Annotated in this window: 14 protein-coding genes; 7 read left to right on the top strand and 7 right to left on the bottom strand. The window is 68.2% G+C overall.

All coding sequences use genetic code 11. From position 1 onward, the window contains the following. Positions 1-283: 283 nt before the first annotated feature. Entirely contained in the window at positions 284-1,858 is a 1,575-nt protein-coding gene (locus tag ACORQU_RS06375) for an FMN-binding glutamate synthase family protein (RefSeq protein ID WP_491643970.1), read from the top strand. 94 nt (positions 1,859-1,952) lie between these two features. Here ACORQU_RS06375 and ACORQU_RS06370 read toward each other — a convergent pair whose 3' ends face one another. After that, complete coding sequence (locus ACORQU_RS06370; protein ID WP_491643969.1) at positions 1,953-2,957, bottom strand: LacI family DNA-binding transcriptional regulator; 1,005 nt, start codon at positions 2,955-2,957, stop codon at positions 1,953-1,955. A gap of 94 nt (positions 2,958-3,051) precedes the next feature. Here ACORQU_RS06370 and ACORQU_RS06365 point away from each other — a divergent pair, with 94 nt between their 5' ends. From ACORQU_RS06365 to ACORQU_RS06350, 4 genes are read left to right on the top strand one after another with little or no spacing between them, the layout of a single operon-like run. Further along, a complete protein-coding gene (locus ACORQU_RS06365) occupies positions 3,052-4,104 on the top strand; it encodes a sugar phosphate isomerase/epimerase family protein (RefSeq protein WP_491643968.1) in 1,053 nt (350 codons plus the stop codon). 33 nt (positions 4,105-4,137) lie between these two features. Continuing rightward, entirely contained in the window at positions 4,138-5,349 is a 1,212-nt protein-coding gene (locus ACORQU_RS06360; RefSeq protein ID WP_491643967.1) for a nucleoside permease, read from the top strand. Between the two features lie 11 nt (positions 5,350-5,360). Further along, positions 5,361-6,488 (top strand): Gfo/Idh/MocA family protein, encoded by a 1,128-nt coding sequence (locus tag ACORQU_RS06355; protein WP_491644987.1) that lies wholly within the window; start codon positions 5,361-5,363, stop codon positions 6,486-6,488. A 34-nt stretch (positions 6,489-6,522) separates the two neighbouring features. Next, entirely contained in the window at positions 6,523-7,380 is an 858-nt protein-coding gene (locus tag ACORQU_RS06350; RefSeq protein ID WP_491643966.1) for a sugar phosphate isomerase/epimerase family protein, read from the top strand. 184 nt (positions 7,381-7,564) lie between these two features. On the opposite strand, the gene ACORQU_RS06345 is transcribed toward ACORQU_RS06350, so the two are convergent. The 6 genes from ACORQU_RS06345 to ACORQU_RS06320 form a co-directional block, all read right to left on the bottom strand. After that, positions 7,565-8,299, bottom strand: coding sequence for a 3-keto-disaccharide hydrolase (locus ACORQU_RS06345; RefSeq protein ID WP_491643965.1), 735 nt, complete (start codon positions 8,297-8,299; stop codon positions 7,565-7,567). 46 nt (positions 8,300-8,345) lie between these two features. Continuing rightward, entirely contained in the window at positions 8,346-8,930 is a 585-nt protein-coding gene (locus tag ACORQU_RS06340; RefSeq protein WP_271648200.1) for a gluconate 2-dehydrogenase subunit 3 family protein, read from the bottom strand. Continuing rightward, on the bottom strand, positions 8,930-10,615 hold the full coding sequence (locus tag ACORQU_RS06335) for a GMC oxidoreductase (RefSeq protein WP_271648201.1): 1,686 nt from the start codon (positions 10,613-10,615) through the stop codon (positions 8,930-8,932). The genes ACORQU_RS06340 and ACORQU_RS06335 overlap by 1 nt, the downstream gene beginning before the upstream one ends. Before the next feature lie 34 nt (positions 10,616-10,649). Beyond that, positions 10,650-11,522, bottom strand: a complete 873-nt coding sequence (locus tag ACORQU_RS06330; protein WP_491643964.1) for a hydroxypyruvate isomerase family protein — start codon at positions 11,520-11,522, stop codon at positions 10,650-10,652. 314 nt (positions 11,523-11,836) lie between these two features. Next, the gene (locus ACORQU_RS06325; RefSeq protein WP_491643963.1) at positions 11,837-12,499 is read right to left on the bottom strand and encodes a glutathione S-transferase family protein; all 663 of its coding nucleotides are present in this window, start codon (positions 12,497-12,499) and stop codon (positions 11,837-11,839) included. A gap of 85 nt (positions 12,500-12,584) precedes the next feature. Then, positions 12,585-13,547, bottom strand: coding sequence for a LysR family transcriptional regulator (locus ACORQU_RS06320; RefSeq protein ID WP_271648211.1), 963 nt, complete (start codon positions 13,545-13,547; stop codon positions 12,585-12,587). A gap of 77 nt (positions 13,548-13,624) precedes the next feature. Between ACORQU_RS06320 and ACORQU_RS06315 the strand changes: the two genes are divergently transcribed. After that, positions 13,625-14,230: an FMN-dependent NADH-azoreductase gene (locus ACORQU_RS06315; RefSeq protein ID WP_271648212.1), complete on the top strand. Its 606-nt coding sequence runs from the start codon at positions 13,625-13,627 to the stop codon at positions 14,228-14,230. Positions 14,231-14,362: 132 nt separating this feature from the next. Beyond that, positions 14,363-16,450, top strand: a complete 2,088-nt coding sequence (locus ACORQU_RS06310) for a pyrroloquinoline quinone-dependent dehydrogenase (protein ID WP_491643962.1) — start codon at positions 14,363-14,365, stop codon at positions 16,448-16,450. Positions 16,451-16,638: the final 188 nt, after the last annotated feature.

Here is a 16,638-nt window from a genome sequence, read left to right as displayed (position 1 = left end):
ATCGGCATGTGCGACGCGGTTTCGGGCAGGCAGCTTGCATCGTGCGACAACGCCATCGAGCGCCACATCGCGCAATGGGCCTGGGCGGGGTGCGGTGCTTCATGCCGGGTCGACGTGGCCGCGCGCAGGCTTGATCACGGTCTCTCGGCTGCGCGTCCCGCGCCAGGCCCCGGGGCACTGCACCGGTCCGGTCCCTTCGCCAGTGACATGGCAGCGGATGCGGACCTCCCGATCACGCGCTGACGCAGCCGCGAAACAGCGCCTCGCCGGAGAAGTCACAAGCATGTGGCGTTACCTGTTCTATGCCCTGTCCCTGGTCGCCATCGTGCTGGTCGCGGCCCTGATCCCTTCCCATCCCGGCGCCGCCTGGGCGCTGCTGGCGATCCTGCCCCTGATCGCACTGGGCGTGTACGACATCGCCTCGCCGCGCAACGTGCTGTCGAACTACCCGGTGATCGGCCACCTGCGTTACATCATGGAGTTCATCAGTCCGGAGATTCGCCAGTACTTCCTGGAGGACGACAAGAGCGGCCGGCCGTTCAATCGCCAGCAACGCGATCTGATCAAGGCGCGCGCGGCCGGCAGCAGCGGGACCCACCCGTTCGGCACCGAATACGACGTGTTCCAGTCCGGCTTCGACTTTGCCTTGCACTCCCTCGATGTAAAGCAGGTGCCCAAGACCGCCGAGCGGATCAGCGTCGGTGGACCGCAATGCGATCACCCCTACGACAGCTCGCGCCTGAACATCTCGGCGATGAGCTTTGGCGCGCTGAGCAGCCATGCGGTGCTGGCGATGAACAAGGGCGCGGCGATGGGCGGCTTCGCCCAGGACACCGGCGAAGGCGGCCTCACGCCCTATCACCTGGAACACGGCGCGGATGTGATCTGGGAGATCGGCTCGGGTTATTTCGGCTGCCGCACCCAGGACGGTCGCTTCGACGACGAGGACTTCCGCAAGAAGGCCAGCAACCCGCTGGTGAAGATGATCGAGATCAAGCTCTCGCAGGGCGCCAAGCCCAGCCACGGCGGCATGTTGCCCGGCTCCAAGGTCAACGCTGAGATCGCGCGCATCCGCGAGGTGCCGCAGGGCGAGGATTGCCTGTCGCCGGCGTCGCACCCGGAATTCAATACCCCGCGCGGACTGCTCGACTTCGTCGCACGGCTGCGTGGCCTGTGCGGCGGCAAGCCGGTCGGCTTCAAGCTGTGCATCGGCCGGCGCAGCGAGTTCCTGGGCATCTGCAAGGCGATGCGGGCGACCGGCACCTTGCCCGACTTCATTACGGTCGACGGCGCCGAGGGCGGCACCGGTGCGGCGCCGGTGGAACTGTCCGACAGGCTCGGCCTGACCATCAACGAAGCCTTGCCCTTCGTGCATAGCGCGCTGGTCGGCTGCGGCCTGCGCGACAAGATCCGGGTGATCGCCAGCGGCAAGGTGGTGACCGGTTTCGACATGGTGCACAAGATCGCCATCGGCGCGGACATCTGTAATGTGGCCCGGCCGATGATGTTCGCGGTCGGCTGCATCCAGGCGCTGCGCTGCCACACCAACACCTGCCCCACCGGCGTGGCCACCCAGGACAAGCGACGTGCCCGCGCACTGAAGATCGACGACCGCGCCGAGCACGTGAAGCGCTATCACCGTGCCACGCTCGACAGCTTCATCGAGATCACCGGCGCGATGGGCGCGGCCGATCCGGCGCAGCTGACCCCGCAGCACATCCTGCATCGCATGCCCGATCAGCAGGCACGCGATTACGGACAGCTGCATCGCTACCTGCGTCCGGGCGAATTGCTGTCCGAGCCGGTGCCGGACCCGTTCGCCGACGATTGGGCCCGTGCCAGCGCCGAGCACTTCTAAGGCGGCCGATATCCGCGGGGCCCGTGCGCGTCTCAAGGGCAACGCAGTGTGCGCCGCGTAGCTCGAGCATGCCTTGGCGAGAGCAGACCGAGACTCAGGCGGGCGGCGGCGCCGTCGATCCACGAAGCATCAGGCTGAAATCCAGCGTCTGCTGCAGCGGCGTCTGGGTCGCGGCGATGATGGCCAACAGCAGGTTGACCGCACGCATGCCGATCTCCCGCATCGGCTGGGCGATGGTGGTCAACGGGGGGCTGAGGTAGCGCGAGGACGACAGGTCGTCGAAGCCGACGACGGAGAAGTCGTGCGGGACGCGCACGCCGTGTTCGCGGCATGCGGCCAGCACGCCCAGCGCCATTTGGTCGCTGAAACAGAAGGCCGCGGTCGGCGGCGCTGGGCGATCGAGCCAAGTGCAGGCGGCTGCGTGGCCGGACTCGACCGAGAAATCGCCGGGCACCAGCTGCAGCTGGCGCATGCGGCCCCGCGCCCTGGCCGCGACCTTGACGCCTTCCAGGCGCTGCCGGTGCAAAGGGTTGTCCGGTGGGCCGCCGACCACCGCGATGCGCTCGTGCCCCAGCGCGTAGAGATGCTCCATCGCCGCGCGTGCCGCCGCCGCGTTGTCGATGTGCACGCTGGGAATGCCGAGCGCGGGGTCGAACTCGCAGCCATTGACCACCGGTGCGGCGGCGCCGCGCTGCCTGACGATCTGGCGTGCCGTCGGCGGCAGCCGGTGGCCCAGCACGATCAGCCCATCGGCCTCGTTGCGGCGGAGCATCTGCGCATAGCGTTCCTCGCGCTCGGGCAGGTGCTGGGTATCGCCCAGCAGGACGGCGTAGTCGGCGGCCTGTGCGGCTTCTTCGGCGCCCTGCAGGATCTGTGCGAAGAAGGGATTGGCGATGTCCGGCACGGTGACCAGGATCTTGCCGCTGCGCTGGGTCTTGAGCGTCCTGGCCGCGGCATTGGGCATGTACCCCAGCGCGGTGACGGCCTGCTCGATGCGCGCGCGCGTTTCCGGCAGCACCTTTTCCGGGCGCGACAGCGCACGCGAGACCGTGCCAGCCGACACGCCTGCGTGTTTTGCGATGTCGTAGATGGTCGGCATGGCTCAGTCCGGCAACGCCCGATGCGATGCACAACGTGTGCACCGAGGGTCCCATGCTAGGATCGTGCAATCGATTGCATCAAGGCAAATCCGCATGCGAACGCTCAAGGGTCCGGCGCTGTTCCTGGCGCAGTTCATTGGGGACACATCTCCTTTCAACCGATTGGACACCCTGGCGCAATGGGCCTCGGGCCTTGGCTATTCTGGGGTACAGGTCCCGACCAGCGCGCCGCATATTTTCGATCTTGCGCAGGCGGCGGAGAGCCAGACCTACTGTGATGATGTGACCGGCATGCTGGCCGAGCACGGCATCCAGATCACCGAGCTGTCCACGCACCTGCAAGGCCAGCTGGTCGCGGTGCATCCGGCCTACGACAGCCTGTTCGACGGCTTTGCCCCGCAGGACAAGCGCGGCGATCCGGCCGCGCGCCAGGCCTGGGCGGTGGAGCAACTCACGCTGGCGGCCAAGGCCAGCCAGCGCCTGGGCCTGACCGCGCATGCCACGTTCTCCGGCGCCCTGGTCTGGCCGTACATGTATCCCTGGCCGCAGCGTCCGCCTGGCTTGGTGGACGAAGCCTTCGCCGAACTGGGCCGCCGCTGGCGCCCGATCCTGGAGGTGTTCGACCAACACGGCGTGGATCTTTGCTACGAAATCCACCCGGGCGAAGACCTGCACGATGGTGCGACGTTCGAGCGCTTTTTGGAGGTGGTCGACCACCACCCGCGCGCCAAGATCCTCTACGACCCCAGCCACCTGCTGCTGCAGCAGATGGACTACCTGGGTTTCATCGATCGCTACCACCCCCGCATCGGCATCTTCCACGTCAAGGACGCCGAGTACCGCCCCAGTGCGCGCAGCGGCGTGTACGGCGGCTACGAGAACTGGATCGATCGCCCCGGCCGCTTCCGTTCGCTCGGCGACGGCCAGGTCGACTTCAAGGCGATCTTCTCCAAGTTCGCCCAGTACGACTTCCCCGGCTGGGCGGTGCTGGAATGGGAGTGCTGCCTGAAGCATCCCGAAGATGGCGCGCGCGAGGGCGCGCGCTTCATCCGCGACCACCTGATCCGCGTGACCGAGCACGCGTTCGACGATTTCGCCGACAGCGGCGCCAGCCCGGAAGCGCTGCGCAAGATGCTGGGGCTTTGATCCAATCTTGATACTGACCTGGGAGGGGAAGTCATGACGTCCACCATGTCGCGCCTGGGCGCGATGATGTTCCTGCAGTTCTTCATCTGGGGCGCGTGGTTCGTGACCCTGGGCACCTATCTGGTGCAGGGCCCGCTACAGGCCAGTGCCGGCCAGGTCGCCACCGCGTTCCTGAGCCAGTCGATCGGTGCGATCGTCGCGCCGTTCCTGGTGGGCCTGATCGCCGACCGCTACTTCGCCGCCCAGCGCATCCTGGCGGTGCTGCACATCCTGGGCGCGGTGTTGATGTGGGGCGCCTCGTTGGCCACCAGCTTCGACACCTTCGCCGCCTGCGTGATGGGCTACATGCTGTTGTTCATGCCGACCCTGGCGCTGGCCAACAGCATCGCCATGCGCCACATGCAGGTGCCGGAAAAGCAGTTCCCGCCCGTGCGCGTGGCCGGCAGCATCGGCTGGATCATCGCCGGCGTGCTGATCGGCTGGCTGGGCTGGGAGCAGGCGCACCGCCTGGAACTGACCTTCCGCATGGCCGCCGGCGCCTCGCTGCTGCTGGGCCTCTACGCGCTGACCTTGCCGCACACCCCGCCGCTGGAGCAGCAGCGCAACGCCAAGCTCGGCCAGATCCTCGGCCTGGACGCACTGCGTCTGCTGAAGTCGCGCTCGTACCTGGTGTTCTTCCTGGCCTCGATCGCGATCTGCATCCCGCTGTCGTTCTATTACAACTTCACCAATCCCTATCTCAACGACCTGGGTGTGCGCGGCGCCGCCGGCTTGCAGTCGCTGGGCCAGGTGTCCGAAGTACTGCTGATGCTGGCCATGCCGTTCCTGTTCGCGCGGCTGGGGGTCAAGACCATGCTGGCGCTGGGCATGGCCGCCTGGGTGGTGCGCTACGGCCTGTTCGCCTACGGCGATGCGGGCGCGGGCTTCGCGCTGCTGGTGGGCGGCATCGTGCTGCACGGCATCTGCTATGACTTCTTCTTCGTCACCGGGCAGATCTACACCGACGCCCACGCCGGCCCGGCCTTCCGCAGCAGCGCGCAGGGTTTCATCACCCTGGCCACCTATGGCGTGGGCATGCTGATCGGCACCTTCCTGTCCGGTGCGGTGGTCGAGCACTACACCACCGCGGCCGGTCGCGACTGGCAGAGCATCTGGCTGTTTCCCGCCGGCGTGGCGCTGCTGGTGCTGATCGCCTTCCTGCTGCTGTTCCGCGACAAGCCGGTCGCGGCGCCCACGACGCATTGAGGAGCCGAATGATGAGCAAGCTCGGGATCGCCATTCTCGGCACCGGCATGATCGGCGCGGTGCATCGCCGCGCTGCGCTGCTGGCGGGCGCGACGCTGCGCGGGGTGATGGCCTCATCGCCTGCCCGTGGCCAGGAAGTCGCGCAGGACTGGGGCGTGCCGAAGGCGTATGCCGACCTCGATGCGGTCATGGCCGACCCGCAGGTGCAGGTGGTGCACGTGTGCACGCCCAACCACCTGCACCGGGCGATGGCGCAGGCCGCGCTGGAGGCCGGCAAGCACGTGATCTGCGAAAAGCCCCTGGCGACGACCCTGGAAGACGCGCAGGCGCTGGCCGCGCTGGCGCAGTCCACCGGCCTGGTGGCCACGGTGCCGTTCGTCTACCGCTACCACCCGGTCGTGCGCGAAGCCCGCGCGCGCATCGCCGATGGCGAGCTGGGCCCGCTGCGCCTGATCCACGGCAGCTATCTACAGGACTGGCTGCTGGATCCGGCCAGCAACAACTGGCGCGTCGATCCCACCCTGGGCGGCACCTCGCGCGTGTTCGCCGACATCGGCTCGCACTGGTGCGATCTGGTGGAATGGGTCGGCGGCGAGCGCTTTGCCGAAGTCAGCGCGGCGTTCGAAACGGTCATCGCCCAGCGCGCCGTGGCCGCGGGCAAGAGTTTCGCCACGCCCGCCGCGGGCGGGCAGACCCAGGCCGTCTCCAGCGAGGACGTGGCCGCGGCGATGTTCAAGACCGGCGCCGGCACGCTGGCCACGCTGACGGTGAGTCAGGTCTCGGCCGGGCGTCGCAACCGGCTGTGGTTCGAGATCGACGGCGCCAAGGCCAGCGTGGCCTTCGATCAGGAGGACTGCGAGCGCCTGTGGATCGGCCGGCCCGACCAGCGCGAGGAGATCTTCGTGCGCGGCCCGGGTGCGGGCAGCGCCGAACAACGTCGGCTGTCCTCGCTGCCGGCCGGCCACGCGCAGGGCTATGCCCAGTGCTTCGAGGCCTTCGTCGCCGACACCTATCGCGCCATCGCCGGGCAAACGCCTGAAGGCTTGCCGACCTTTGCCGACGGCCTGCGCTCGGCGCGCATCGTCGAGGGCGTGATCGCCTCGGCGCGCACGCGCGCCTGGACCCACATCGACGCGTGACCACGCGCCGCCATCCAATCCCCGGGAGGACACCATGACGCTCACCCTGCCTCGCCGCCTTGCGGCCACCGCCCTGCTGCTCTGCGCAGCGCTTCCCGCGCTGGCCAAAGAGCGCACCGCCGCGCAGTTGCCCATCGCCGTGCAGATGTACACGCTGCGCAACATCCCCACGCTGGAAGACCGGCTCAAGCTGGTCCACGATGCCGGCATCACCGCGGTCGAGACCGTCGGCATGCAGGACACCACCGCGCCGCAACTCAAGGCCCTGCTGGACAAGTACGGCATCGTGGTCACGTCCTCGCACGTGCAGCTGGACGATCTGCGCAAGGACCTGACCAGTGTGGTCGCCTTCAACAAGGCCGTTGGCAACCATGTGCTGGTCGTGCCCTACCTGGGCGATGCCCAGCGGCCCAAGGACGCTGCGGGCTGGACCGCGCTGGGCAAGGAACTGGGACAGCTGGCCAACACGCTCAAGGCGCAGGGCATGACCTTGGCCTATCACAACCATGATTTCGAGTTCGCCCGCTTTGGCGACAAGACCGGCCTGGAACTGCTGCTCGATGGCGCCGGCCCGGCGCTGAAGTCCGAGCTGGACCTGGCCTGGGTGGCGCGTTCGGGCAACGATCCGGTGGCCTACCTGGACAAGCTCAAGGGCCGCCTGTTCGCGGTGCACGCCAAGGACAACGCGCCGAAAGGCCAGGCCGCCGACGAAGGCGGCTTTGCCGCCGTCGGCCACGGCGTGCTGGACTGGAAGGCGATCCTGCCCGCGGCCGATCGCGACGGCGTGAAGTGGTACATCATCGAGCATGACCAACCGCGCGACCCGGCGGCCGCGGTCAAGGCCGGTGCGGCTTACCTGGTCGAACACCTGCCCGCCGATGTGAAGCGCTGAGGCCGGACGCATGACGCAAAAAAGCGGCGCCTTCGGGCGCCGCTTTTCTTTCATCAAACGATGGCTGCTTCGCTGAAGCAAGCCCGCACCTGGTAGGAGCCGCCATGGCGGCGAGTGGCTTTACCGGTGAAGCCTCATCGCCGCCATGGCGGCTCCCACAACTCCCATCGGGAATCGATTGAACCTACAGCTTCCGCACCCAGATGTTGCGGTAGCTCACCTTGGCGTTGTGGTCCTGCAGGGAAATCGGTGCGCAGCCGTGCGGTGCGTAGGACGGGGCGCCGATGTATTCGGTCTTGCCGGCGATCACCGTGTCGTTCTGCACCAGCACGCCGTTGTGCAGCACGGTGATGCGCGCCGGCGCGGTCAGCCCGCCACCCTGCGAGAAGCGCGGCGCGGTCCAGATCACATCGTAGGTCTGCCACTGGCCGGGCGCGCGCGAGGCGTTGACCAGCGGGATGGACTGTTTGTAGATCGAGCCGGCCTGGCCGTTGGAATACGTCGCGCTCTGGTAGCTGTCCAGCACCTGGAGCTCGTAGCGGTCCTGCAGGAAGATGCCGCTGTTGCCGCGGTTCTGTCCTTCCAGGCCCTGGGTCTCGGTCGGCGTGCGCCATTCCACGTGCAGCTGTATGTCGCAGAAGCTCTGCTTGCTGCGGATGCCCTTGCTGCTGGGCACCACGGTGACCGCGCCATCGGCCACGTGCCAGCCCGGCTTGCCGCCGTCCTCGCCGTCCCAGGCCGACAGGTCCTTGCCGTCGAACAGCACCACCGCATCCGAGGGCGCCGCGCCCACCGGCGTGGCCACCGCGGCGGGCACGGGCTTCCACACTTCGGTCTTGGCCGGGTCGCCCTGCGTCTGCGCGTAGGCTGGCACGGCCGCCAGCGCACAGGCCAGCATCGCGATCGCTTGCTTGCTCATCTTGGTCTCCCTTGGGCGATGCGGCTGCATCGCGTGTTGTTGGCCGTCAGGTCGCCCAGGCCGGCGTGCCGGGCTCGTAGGCCATGTCGCCGTCATAGCGTCCGGGGATGGCGACATAGCGCAGCACTTCGGTCGCGCCGACTTGCGAGGTGAAGAAGCCGAACAGCACCAGCTGCTTGAGCATGGTGAAGTAATGCGGCGGGGTGGCCGCGGTATCGGCACCCTGGTCTTCGGCCTTGTCCGGATCGGGACTGACGTTGCGGGCCTCGGCGTCCAGCGTGCGCAGCAGCTCGGTGCGCTGTGCCGGCGTGAGCGCCAAGAAGCCGCCCTTGGCCCGCTTGTCCACATCGGCCAGGCCGGCGCGGAAGATCGCCTGCTGTTTGGCGTCGTAGCAATCGGTCACGAATTGCGCCATGAACAGTCCCAGGCCCGCGTCCTTGGCGCCGGGAGTGTCGGTGCGCGGCAGGATGGTTTCGGCGATCTCGTCCATCAGCGCCACCTGCGCCTTGGAAAAGGCATTGTTGGCCGGCGGGACTGGCAGCTGGGCCTGGCCGAACACCACCGCCGGCAGGCCGATCATGGCCATGCCGGTGGTGGCGGCGATCATCTTGAGCAGTTCGCGTCGTTGCATCACAGATTCCCCGCCTTGAGTTCGCGCACGGCATGGTCGGCCGCGCGCGCGGTCAGCGCCATATAGGTCAGCGACGGATTCACGCAGGAGGCCGAGGTCATGCAGGCCCCGTCGGTCACGTACACGTTGGGCGCGTCCCAGACCTGGTTGTGCATGTTCAGCACCGAGGTCTTGCGGTCGCGTCCCATGCGCGCGGTCCCCATTTCGTGGATGCCCATGCCCGGCGCGTAGTCGCTCTCGTAGACCTGCACGTCCTTCACCCCGGCGGCCTCCAGCATCTCGCCGGCATCGGCGCCCATGTCCTTGCGCATGGCGTGCTCGTTGTCGCGCAGCGACACGTCCATCGCCAGCACCGGCAGGCCCCACTTGTCTTTAACGGCGTGGTTCAGACTGATAGTGTTGTCGTGGTAGGGCAGGATCTCGCCGAAGGCGGTCATGCCGATGCGCCACTCACCCGGCACGCTCAGCGCCTGCTTGAGGTCGGCGCCGATGTTGAGCTCGGCGATGTCGCGCGACCAGCCGGTGCGGCTGGCGCCGCCCTGATAGCCGAAGCCGCGCAGGTAGTCGCGTCGCTCGCCATTGAGGTTGCGGAAGCGCGGGATGTAGAAGCCGCACGGCCGGCGCCCGTAGTAGTACTTGTCCTCGTAGCCGTCCACGCGCCCCGACGCACCCACGCGGAAGTGGTGGTCCATGACGTTGTGGCCCAGCTCGCCGGAGGACGAACCCAGACCGCCTTCCCACACCTCGGTGGCCGAGTTCATCAGCAGCCAGGTCGAGTTGAACGCCGACGCGTTGAGGAACACCACCTTGGCGGTGAAGACGTAGGTCTGCCCGGTCTCCGCGTCGATGATCTCCACGCCCTTGGCACGCTTGCGGTCCTTGTCGTACAGGACTTCCTTGACGATGGAGAACGGGCGCAACGTGAGATTGCCGGTGGCCATCGCCGCCGGCAGCGTGGAGGACTGGGTGGAGAAGTACGCGCCGAACGGGCAGCCCAGGATGCACTTGTTGCGGTATTGGCAGTTGACCCGGCCCTGCTCGGGCTTGGGCTCGGTGATGTTGGCCGTGCGCGAGTGGATCATGTGGCGCGTGCCGCCGAAGGATTTCTTCAGGCGCGCGGCGACGTCCTTCTCGACGATGTTCAACGGGATCGGCGGCAGGAACTGCCCATCGGGCAGCACGTCCAGCCCTTCGGTGGTACCGGCGATGCCGGCGAAGCGCTCGACATGGTCGTACCACGGCGCGATGTCGGCATAGCGGATCGGCCAATCCACCGCGATGCCCTCCTTGGCATTGGCGCCAAAGTCGATGTCCGACAGGCGATAGCTCTGCCGCCCCCACATCAGCGAGCGTCCGCCCACGTGATAGCCGCGGAACCAGTCGAAGCGCTTGGTCTCGGTGTAGGGGCAGTCCTTCTCGTCGGCCCACATGCCGTTGGTGCTCTCCGACAGCGGATAATCGCGCTTGAGGACCGGATGATCGGCCTTCATCTGCTGGGTGGGCGTGTCGTGATGCGGATAGTCCCAGGCCTCCTTGCCCGCGTTGACGTAGTCCTTGATGTGCTCGATGTTGCGGCCGCGTTCGAGCATCAGGACTTTCAGGCCGCGCTCGGTCAGCTCCTTGGCTGCCCAGCCGCCGCTGATGCCGGAGCCGACGACGATCGCGTCGTAGTGGTTGTCTGCCATGGGTGACTGCTTCCCTCGGTGGATAGTGGGTCTCTCACACGTCGCACAGGGCGATGGCCTGGCGCAGCGCATCCATCGGGTCGCTGTGCTCGGCGCTGAACTCGTGCGCGACGTAGCCGCCAAAGCCGGTGTCGCGGATCGCGCGGCAGATGGCGGCGTAGTTGAGTTCCTGGGTGTCGTCCAGCTCATGCCGTCCGGGCACGCCGGCGGTATGGTAGTGGACGAAGTATTCATGGTTGCGACGAATGCTGGCGATGATGTCGCCTTCCATGATCTGCATGTGGTAGATGTCGAACAGCAGGCCGAAGTTGGGCGAGCCGATGCGCTTGCACAGCTCCACGCCCCAGGCCGAGTGGTCGCACAGATAGTCCGGGTGGTCCACGCGCGAGTTCAGCAGTTCCATGACCAGCACCACGCCGCGCTTTTCGGCGTGGCCGAGCAGGCGCTTGAGGCCGATCTCGGCGTTGTGCATGCCCTGCAGCGGATCCATGCCGTTGCGGTTGCCCGAAAAGCAGATCAGGTTGCGGTAACCCGCCTCGGCGACCAGGTCGATGTGGCGCATGTAGCGCGTGACCAGTTCGTCATGGAATTCGGTGGCCGCGAACCCCTTGGTCAGGCCGAGCTCGGCGCCGTTGCACATCGCGCTGTCGATCCCGTGGGCCTTCAGCGTCGGCCAGTCCGCCGGGCCCACCAGATCGATCGCCGACAGCCCCAGTTGCTTGACCGTACGACACAGCTGGTCGATGGACAGGTCATGCAGGATCCAGCGTGCCACCGACTGCTTGAGGTGGCCTTTGGTCGTTGGCGCGGCCTGCGCCAGCGCGGGCAGGCGGGTCGAGGCGGCCAGGCCGATCCCGCCCAGCAGCGTGCCGCGCAGCAGGTCGCGTCGGTTCAAGGAGGAGGTCATGCCCAGCGCTCCGCGCGAAGAGCCGCAGCCGCCGTCTGGAGGCATCTAAACGATTGAAAGCCGGCCCCAAAAAAAAACGGGTGGGCCGTGCGCCGACGATGTCCGCGCTCGGCATCGTTTCGTGGACGTGTCGTCGTCAACGGCGACAGACGTGGACCTGCAATGGGTTCGAGTCGTGCCATGGGCCGGCCTCCCAACCGGACGCGGACAGGCGCCGTATCGGCGCATGCAATCGATTGCACGATAGCAGCCACGTCCTTGATTGCAAGGGCCTGGTCGGCGGTCATTCGTGCTGCATAGCAGCATCCAGATGCTCATTGCGCGCGGTGCATCCGCGACTCTTCGAACACCGCGCGCTGCGCGGCGAAGGCGCGCTGGTAGGCCGCTCGCGCCGTGGCGCGCGCGACATAGGCGGTGAGGTTGGGAGATCCGTCGATCAGGCCGCTGCTGCCCAGGCGCAGTAGCACCGAGACCATCATCAGGTCGCCGCAGCTGAAGTCGCCTTCCAGCCAATCGCGTTCTCCCAGGGCGTCGGACAGCTCACCCAGGCGCTGGCGCACGCGCCCATCCAGCTGTGCCAGCCGGTGTTCGAACCACGGCTGCTCGCGCTCGAACAGCGTGCACATCGACCGCTCCACGACCGGCGGTTCGACCGTGTCGAGCGCGGCAAACAGCCAGGCGATCGCGCGTATGCGTGCCCGCGGATCGCGCGGCAACAGCCCGGGCCGCTGCTCGGCAAGGTGCAGCACGATGGCACCGGATTCGAACAGCACCAGTCCGTCCTCGGTCTCCCAGGTCGGGATCTGGCCGAAGGGTTGCAGGGCCAGGTGGCTCGGCTGCTTTATCTGGTCGAAGGACAACAGGCGCACGTCATAAGGCTGGCCGGTCTCCTCCAGGGCCCAGCGCACCCGCATGTCGCGGGCCAGGCCACGACCCCGATCGGGCGAGTTGGCAAAAGCGGTCAGGATCGGGGGCATCGACGACTCCGTTATGCAGCGGAATGGATAGATGGGCGACGAACGACAGCAGGCAAACGCGACACAGGGCGACGGCAACCAATCGCTAGGCTGCCGCGTGCTTCTGCACCCGCTGCGCCCCCGGTGTGGGCACCGCCTCGTCGACCAGCGAGCTCAGGTGGGTGGCCAACCACTGCGCGGCCGGACCCAGCCGGGCGTCGCGGCGGTACGCCACCGACATGGGCAGGGTGCGGTGCGGATCCCAGTAGGGCGAGGGCAGCTGGACCAGGCGGCCGGCGGTCAGGTCGTCGCGGACCATGTGCTCGGGCATGCCGCCCCAGCCCAGTCCGGCCAGCAGCATCGAGTGCTTGGCGCCCAGGTCGTTGAGGCGCCAGGTCTGGCTGGAGAACACGCCGCGGTCCGGCTGCGACAGGCGGGTGGCGCGGTCGGTAAGCACCAGCTGCACATGGTCGCGCAGGTCCTCGGTGAGCAGTTCGCCCTCGTGCCGGGCCAGCGGGTGATGCGGCGCGGCGACCGGGACCATGGTGATGAAGGCCGCCGGGCGCAGTTCCAGCTCAGGCGCCTGGGTCGCTACCGGATTGACCAGACCCAGGAGGGAGTGGCCGTCCAGCACCTGCTCGACTGCCGCGCCCATGTTGCCCACCAGTACGCGCGGCGAGACCGCCGGCCAGCGGTCGCGGAAGTCCAGCAGCGCCCGCAGCAGCAGGCACATGGGGTACATCGCATCGACGGTGATGCAGACCTCGGCCTCCACGCCGGCTGACAGCCCACGCGAGAGGGCGTGAAAGGCGCTGACCTCGCCGACGATGCGCCGCGCCCGTGGCAATAGGGCCTGACCGGCCTCGGTCAGGCGCGGACGATAGCCGGCGCGGTCGAACAGGACCAGGCCGACTTGTTCCTCCAGGCGCTGGACGGCATAGCTGATCAGCGACTGGGTGCGCCCGAGGGCGCGGGCGGCGGCGGAGAAGCTGCCGTGCTCGGCCGCCGCCATGAACACCTGCAGTTGGTCGATGGACAAGGTTTCTATATCAAGATCCTTGCTGGACATGATCGAATCCATCCTGGTTTTTTGAGTGGAGATGGGCGCGTACGTTACGCCATCCCTTCCCGGAACAGGCCTGCGCCATGACCCAGATCCTCGTCCTCCACAACAGCCTCAACCCGTCGGCCTCGGCCTCGCGCGCGATGACCGAGGCCTATCTGCAACGCGTTCGTGCAAGCGAACCCGATGTGCGCATCATCGAACACGATCTGGCCGCCCGGCCGCTGCCGCACCTGCCGCCGGAGATCCTGCCGTCCCTGTTCGGCCAGGTACCCCAGCCTGGCCCGGAAGCCGAGGTGGCCGCGCGCTCGGACGCCCTGATCGGCGAGCTGGAGCAGTCCGATGTGATCGTGATCGGGGCCCCGCTCTATAACTTCACTATCCCCTCCACGCTCAAGGCCTGGCTGGACCACGTGATCCGCGGCGGGCGCACCTTCTCCTACACCGAGGCCGGCCCGCAGGGCCTGCTGCCGCCGGGCAAGCGGGTGCTGGTCTTCACCGCCAGCGGCGGCGTCTACAGCGAGGGCCCGGGCGCGGCACTGGACCATCTGGTGCCCTACCTGAAATCGGTGCTGGGGCTGATCGGCCTGAGCGACATTCAGGTGGTGCGCGCCGAGGGCATGAAGCTGCCCGACGGCCCGGCTCGCCGGGAGGCGGCCATTGCCGATGCGGCGGCCCTGGCGGACTGACGGTTCGTCCCCACGTTCGTCCCTCCGATCCCACGGCTGGTCCCAGGCCGCCGTGGGGTGGTCCCTTGTGGGTGGCCGACGCCCGGTCGCGTCCTCAGACTCCGCTGCCAACGACAGGATGGGGAGCGGGACATGCGGCGATGGCAGGCGGGACTGGCGGGGGTGCTGCTGGCGGTTGGGGCGGCCAGCGGCCAAGCGGCCGAGGGCGACTGGGCGCACTACGGCGGTGCGCCGGGCGGCGGCCAGTTCTCGCCGCTGACCCAGGTCACGCCCGCAAACGTGCGGCGGCTGAAGGTCGCCTGGTCGTTCCACACCGGCGAGAAAGGTGCCGGGCTTCGCGATCCGGAGCGGATGCGGTTCGAGGCCAACCCGCTGGTCGTCGACGGGGTCATGTACCTGACCACCGGCACCGACATCGTGTTCGCGCTGGATGCGGCCACCGGCGCCAGGCACTGGTCGTTCGATCCGCAGATCGCCCGCGACAAGCATTACAGCGACCCGGCCTCGCGCGGGGTGACCTACTGGCGCGATTCGCAGGTGGCGGCCGGCGCGCCGTGCGCAGTGCGGATCGTGTTCGGCACCCTGGATGCGCGGCTGGTCGCGCTGGATGCCGGCACCGGCAAGCCGTGCGCCGGCTTCGGCGAAAGCGGCAGCATCGACCTGCATGCCGGCATCACCCGCGTCGACGACCCCGACAGTCCGTGGAGCAACTACGCGGTGACCTCGCCGCCGGTGATCGCCGGCGACGTGCTGATCAGCGGCAGCTCGATTGGCGACAACCGCGCGCACACCCAAGAGCAGGGCGTGGTACGCGGTTATGACGTGCGCAGCGGGCGCGAGCTATGGCGTTGGGACCCGGTGCCGCGTCGCGCCGACGATCCGCGCGCCGCCGGCTGGCAGGCCGGCCAGGCCAGCACGGTTGGTTCGGCCAACGCCTGGCCGCCCCTGTCGGTCGATCCCGCGCTGGGTCTGGTCTACGTGCCGACTGGTTCGGCCAGTCCCGATTACTACGGCGGCGAGCGCCTGGGCGACAACCGCGACGCCAACGCGCTGGTCGCGTTGGATGCGAAGACCGGCCGCCGGGTGTGGGCGCAGCAGCTGGTCCACCACGATCTGTGGGACTACGACCTGGCCTCGCAACCGGCATTGGCCACGGTGCAGACCGCGCAGGGCCCACGCGCGGCAGTGTTGCAGGCGACCAAGACCGGCTTCCTGTTCGCCTTCGACCGGCGCACGGGGGAACCCGTATTCCCGATCAGCGAGGTGCCGGTGCCGGCCTCCGATGTCCCGGGCGAACAGGCCTCGCCGACCCAGCCGATGCCCGAGCCGGCATTGCGCCTGGCGCGCCACGCGCCGGTGACCGCGGACGACGCCTGGGGCCCGACGCCATCGGAGAAGGCGGCCTGCGCCAAGCGCATCGGCGGCCTGCGCTCGGAGGGCATCTTCACCCCGCCTAGCGTGCGCGGGACCATCGCCTCGCCCGGCTGGGCCGGTGGCATTAACTGGGGCGGGATCGCGATCGATCAGGCACGGCAGCTGGCGATCGTGCCGGTGTTGGACCTGCCGATGCAGGTGGCGTTGATTCCGCGCGCGGACTACGACGCCCTGACGTCGGAAGAGGCCCGCACGCGTTTCCCGGGGCAGGAGTTCACCGACATGGACGGCACACCGTACGCGATGCGCCGTGGCTCGCTGCTCTCGCCCAATGGCACGCCGTGCGTCGCGCCGCCATGGGGGCGCCTGGTGGCAGTGGACCTGCGCACGCGCACCGTCGCCTGGGAGCGTCCTCTGGGCACGCTGGAAGACGTGCTGCCATGGCTGCCGCTGGAGGTGGGCATGCCGCTGCTCGGCGGCGCGGTGAGTACGAAGAGCGGGCTGACCTTCATCGCCGCGACCGCCGATTCCCGCCTGCGCGCGATCGACACGGTGACCGGCAAGACCCTGTGGAGCAGCAAGCTGCCCGCCGGTGGCCAGGCCACCCCATCGGTCTATGCGGTGAATGGCAAGGAATACATCGCCATCGCCGCTGGCGGGCGCGAAGGCCTGGGTAAGCTGGACGACGCGCTGGTGGTGTACACGTTGGACGGCACCGGCAAGGCGCTGGTGTTCCAGCATGGGATTGCGGTGCGCATGACGGTGCTGGCGCTGGTGACCATCGCGATCCTGGCGTTGCCGATGCTCTGGTGGCGCAGGCGGCGACGCGCGAAGGCACGCGCCTGACCCGCGCCCGGCCCTGCCCGATGTTGTAGCGCCGAGATCGCTCGGCTGCGCTCCGGCAGGGCTGCTCTTCGGTCAGATCGCCGTGTAGAGCCGAGCTCGCTCGGCTGCTTTCCGGCCAGGTCGTCGGGAAAGGCCCCAGCCGAGCAAGCTCGGCTCTACAGGGGGCGTCGGGAAAGGCCCCAGCCGAG

This window comes from Pseudoxanthomonas sp. JC1303, from assembly GCF_058448525.1.
Note: the sequence above shows the minus strand (reverse complement) of the source record. Positions and strands in the feature narration are given on the sequence as shown.

Coding starts and splice junctions, on each gene's coding strand:
- ACORQU_RS06375 (WP_491643970.1), top strand. CDS start 284: ATGTGGCGTTACCTGTTCTATGCCCTGTCCCTGGTCGCCATCGTGCTG.
- ACORQU_RS06370 (WP_491643969.1), bottom strand. CDS start 2,957: ATGCCGACCATCTACGACATCGCAAAACACGCAGGCGTGTCGGCTGGC.
- ACORQU_RS06365 (WP_491643968.1), top strand. CDS start 3,052: ATGCGAACGCTCAAGGGTCCGGCGCTGTTCCTGGCGCAGTTCATTGGG.
- ACORQU_RS06360 (WP_491643967.1), top strand. CDS start 4,138: ATGACGTCCACCATGTCGCGCCTGGGCGCGATGATGTTCCTGCAGTTC.
- ACORQU_RS06355 (WP_491644987.1), top strand. CDS start 5,361: ATGAGCAAGCTCGGGATCGCCATTCTCGGCACCGGCATGATCGGCGCG.
- ACORQU_RS06350 (WP_491643966.1), top strand. CDS start 6,523: ATGACGCTCACCCTGCCTCGCCGCCTTGCGGCCACCGCCCTGCTGCTC.
- ACORQU_RS06345 (WP_491643965.1), bottom strand. CDS start 8,299: ATGAGCAAGCAAGCGATCGCGATGCTGGCCTGTGCGCTGGCGGCCGTG.
- ACORQU_RS06340 (WP_271648200.1), bottom strand. CDS start 8,930: ATGCAACGACGCGAACTGCTCAAGATGATCGCCGCCACCACCGGCATG.
- ACORQU_RS06335 (WP_271648201.1), bottom strand. CDS start 10,615: ATGGCAGACAACCACTACGACGCGATCGTCGTCGGCTCCGGCATCAGC.
- ACORQU_RS06330 (WP_491643964.1), bottom strand. CDS start 11,522: ATGACCTCCTCCTTGAACCGACGCGACCTGCTGCGCGGCACGCTGCTG.
- ACORQU_RS06325 (WP_491643963.1), bottom strand. CDS start 12,499: ATGCCCCCGATCCTGACCGCTTTTGCCAACTCGCCCGATCGGGGTCGT.
- ACORQU_RS06320 (WP_271648211.1), bottom strand. CDS start 13,547: ATGTCCAGCAAGGATCTTGATATAGAAACCTTGTCCATCGACCAACTG.
- ACORQU_RS06315 (WP_271648212.1), top strand. CDS start 13,625: ATGACCCAGATCCTCGTCCTCCACAACAGCCTCAACCCGTCGGCCTCG.
- ACORQU_RS06310 (WP_491643962.1), top strand. CDS start 14,363: ATGCGGCGATGGCAGGCGGGACTGGCGGGGGTGCTGCTGGCGGTTGGG.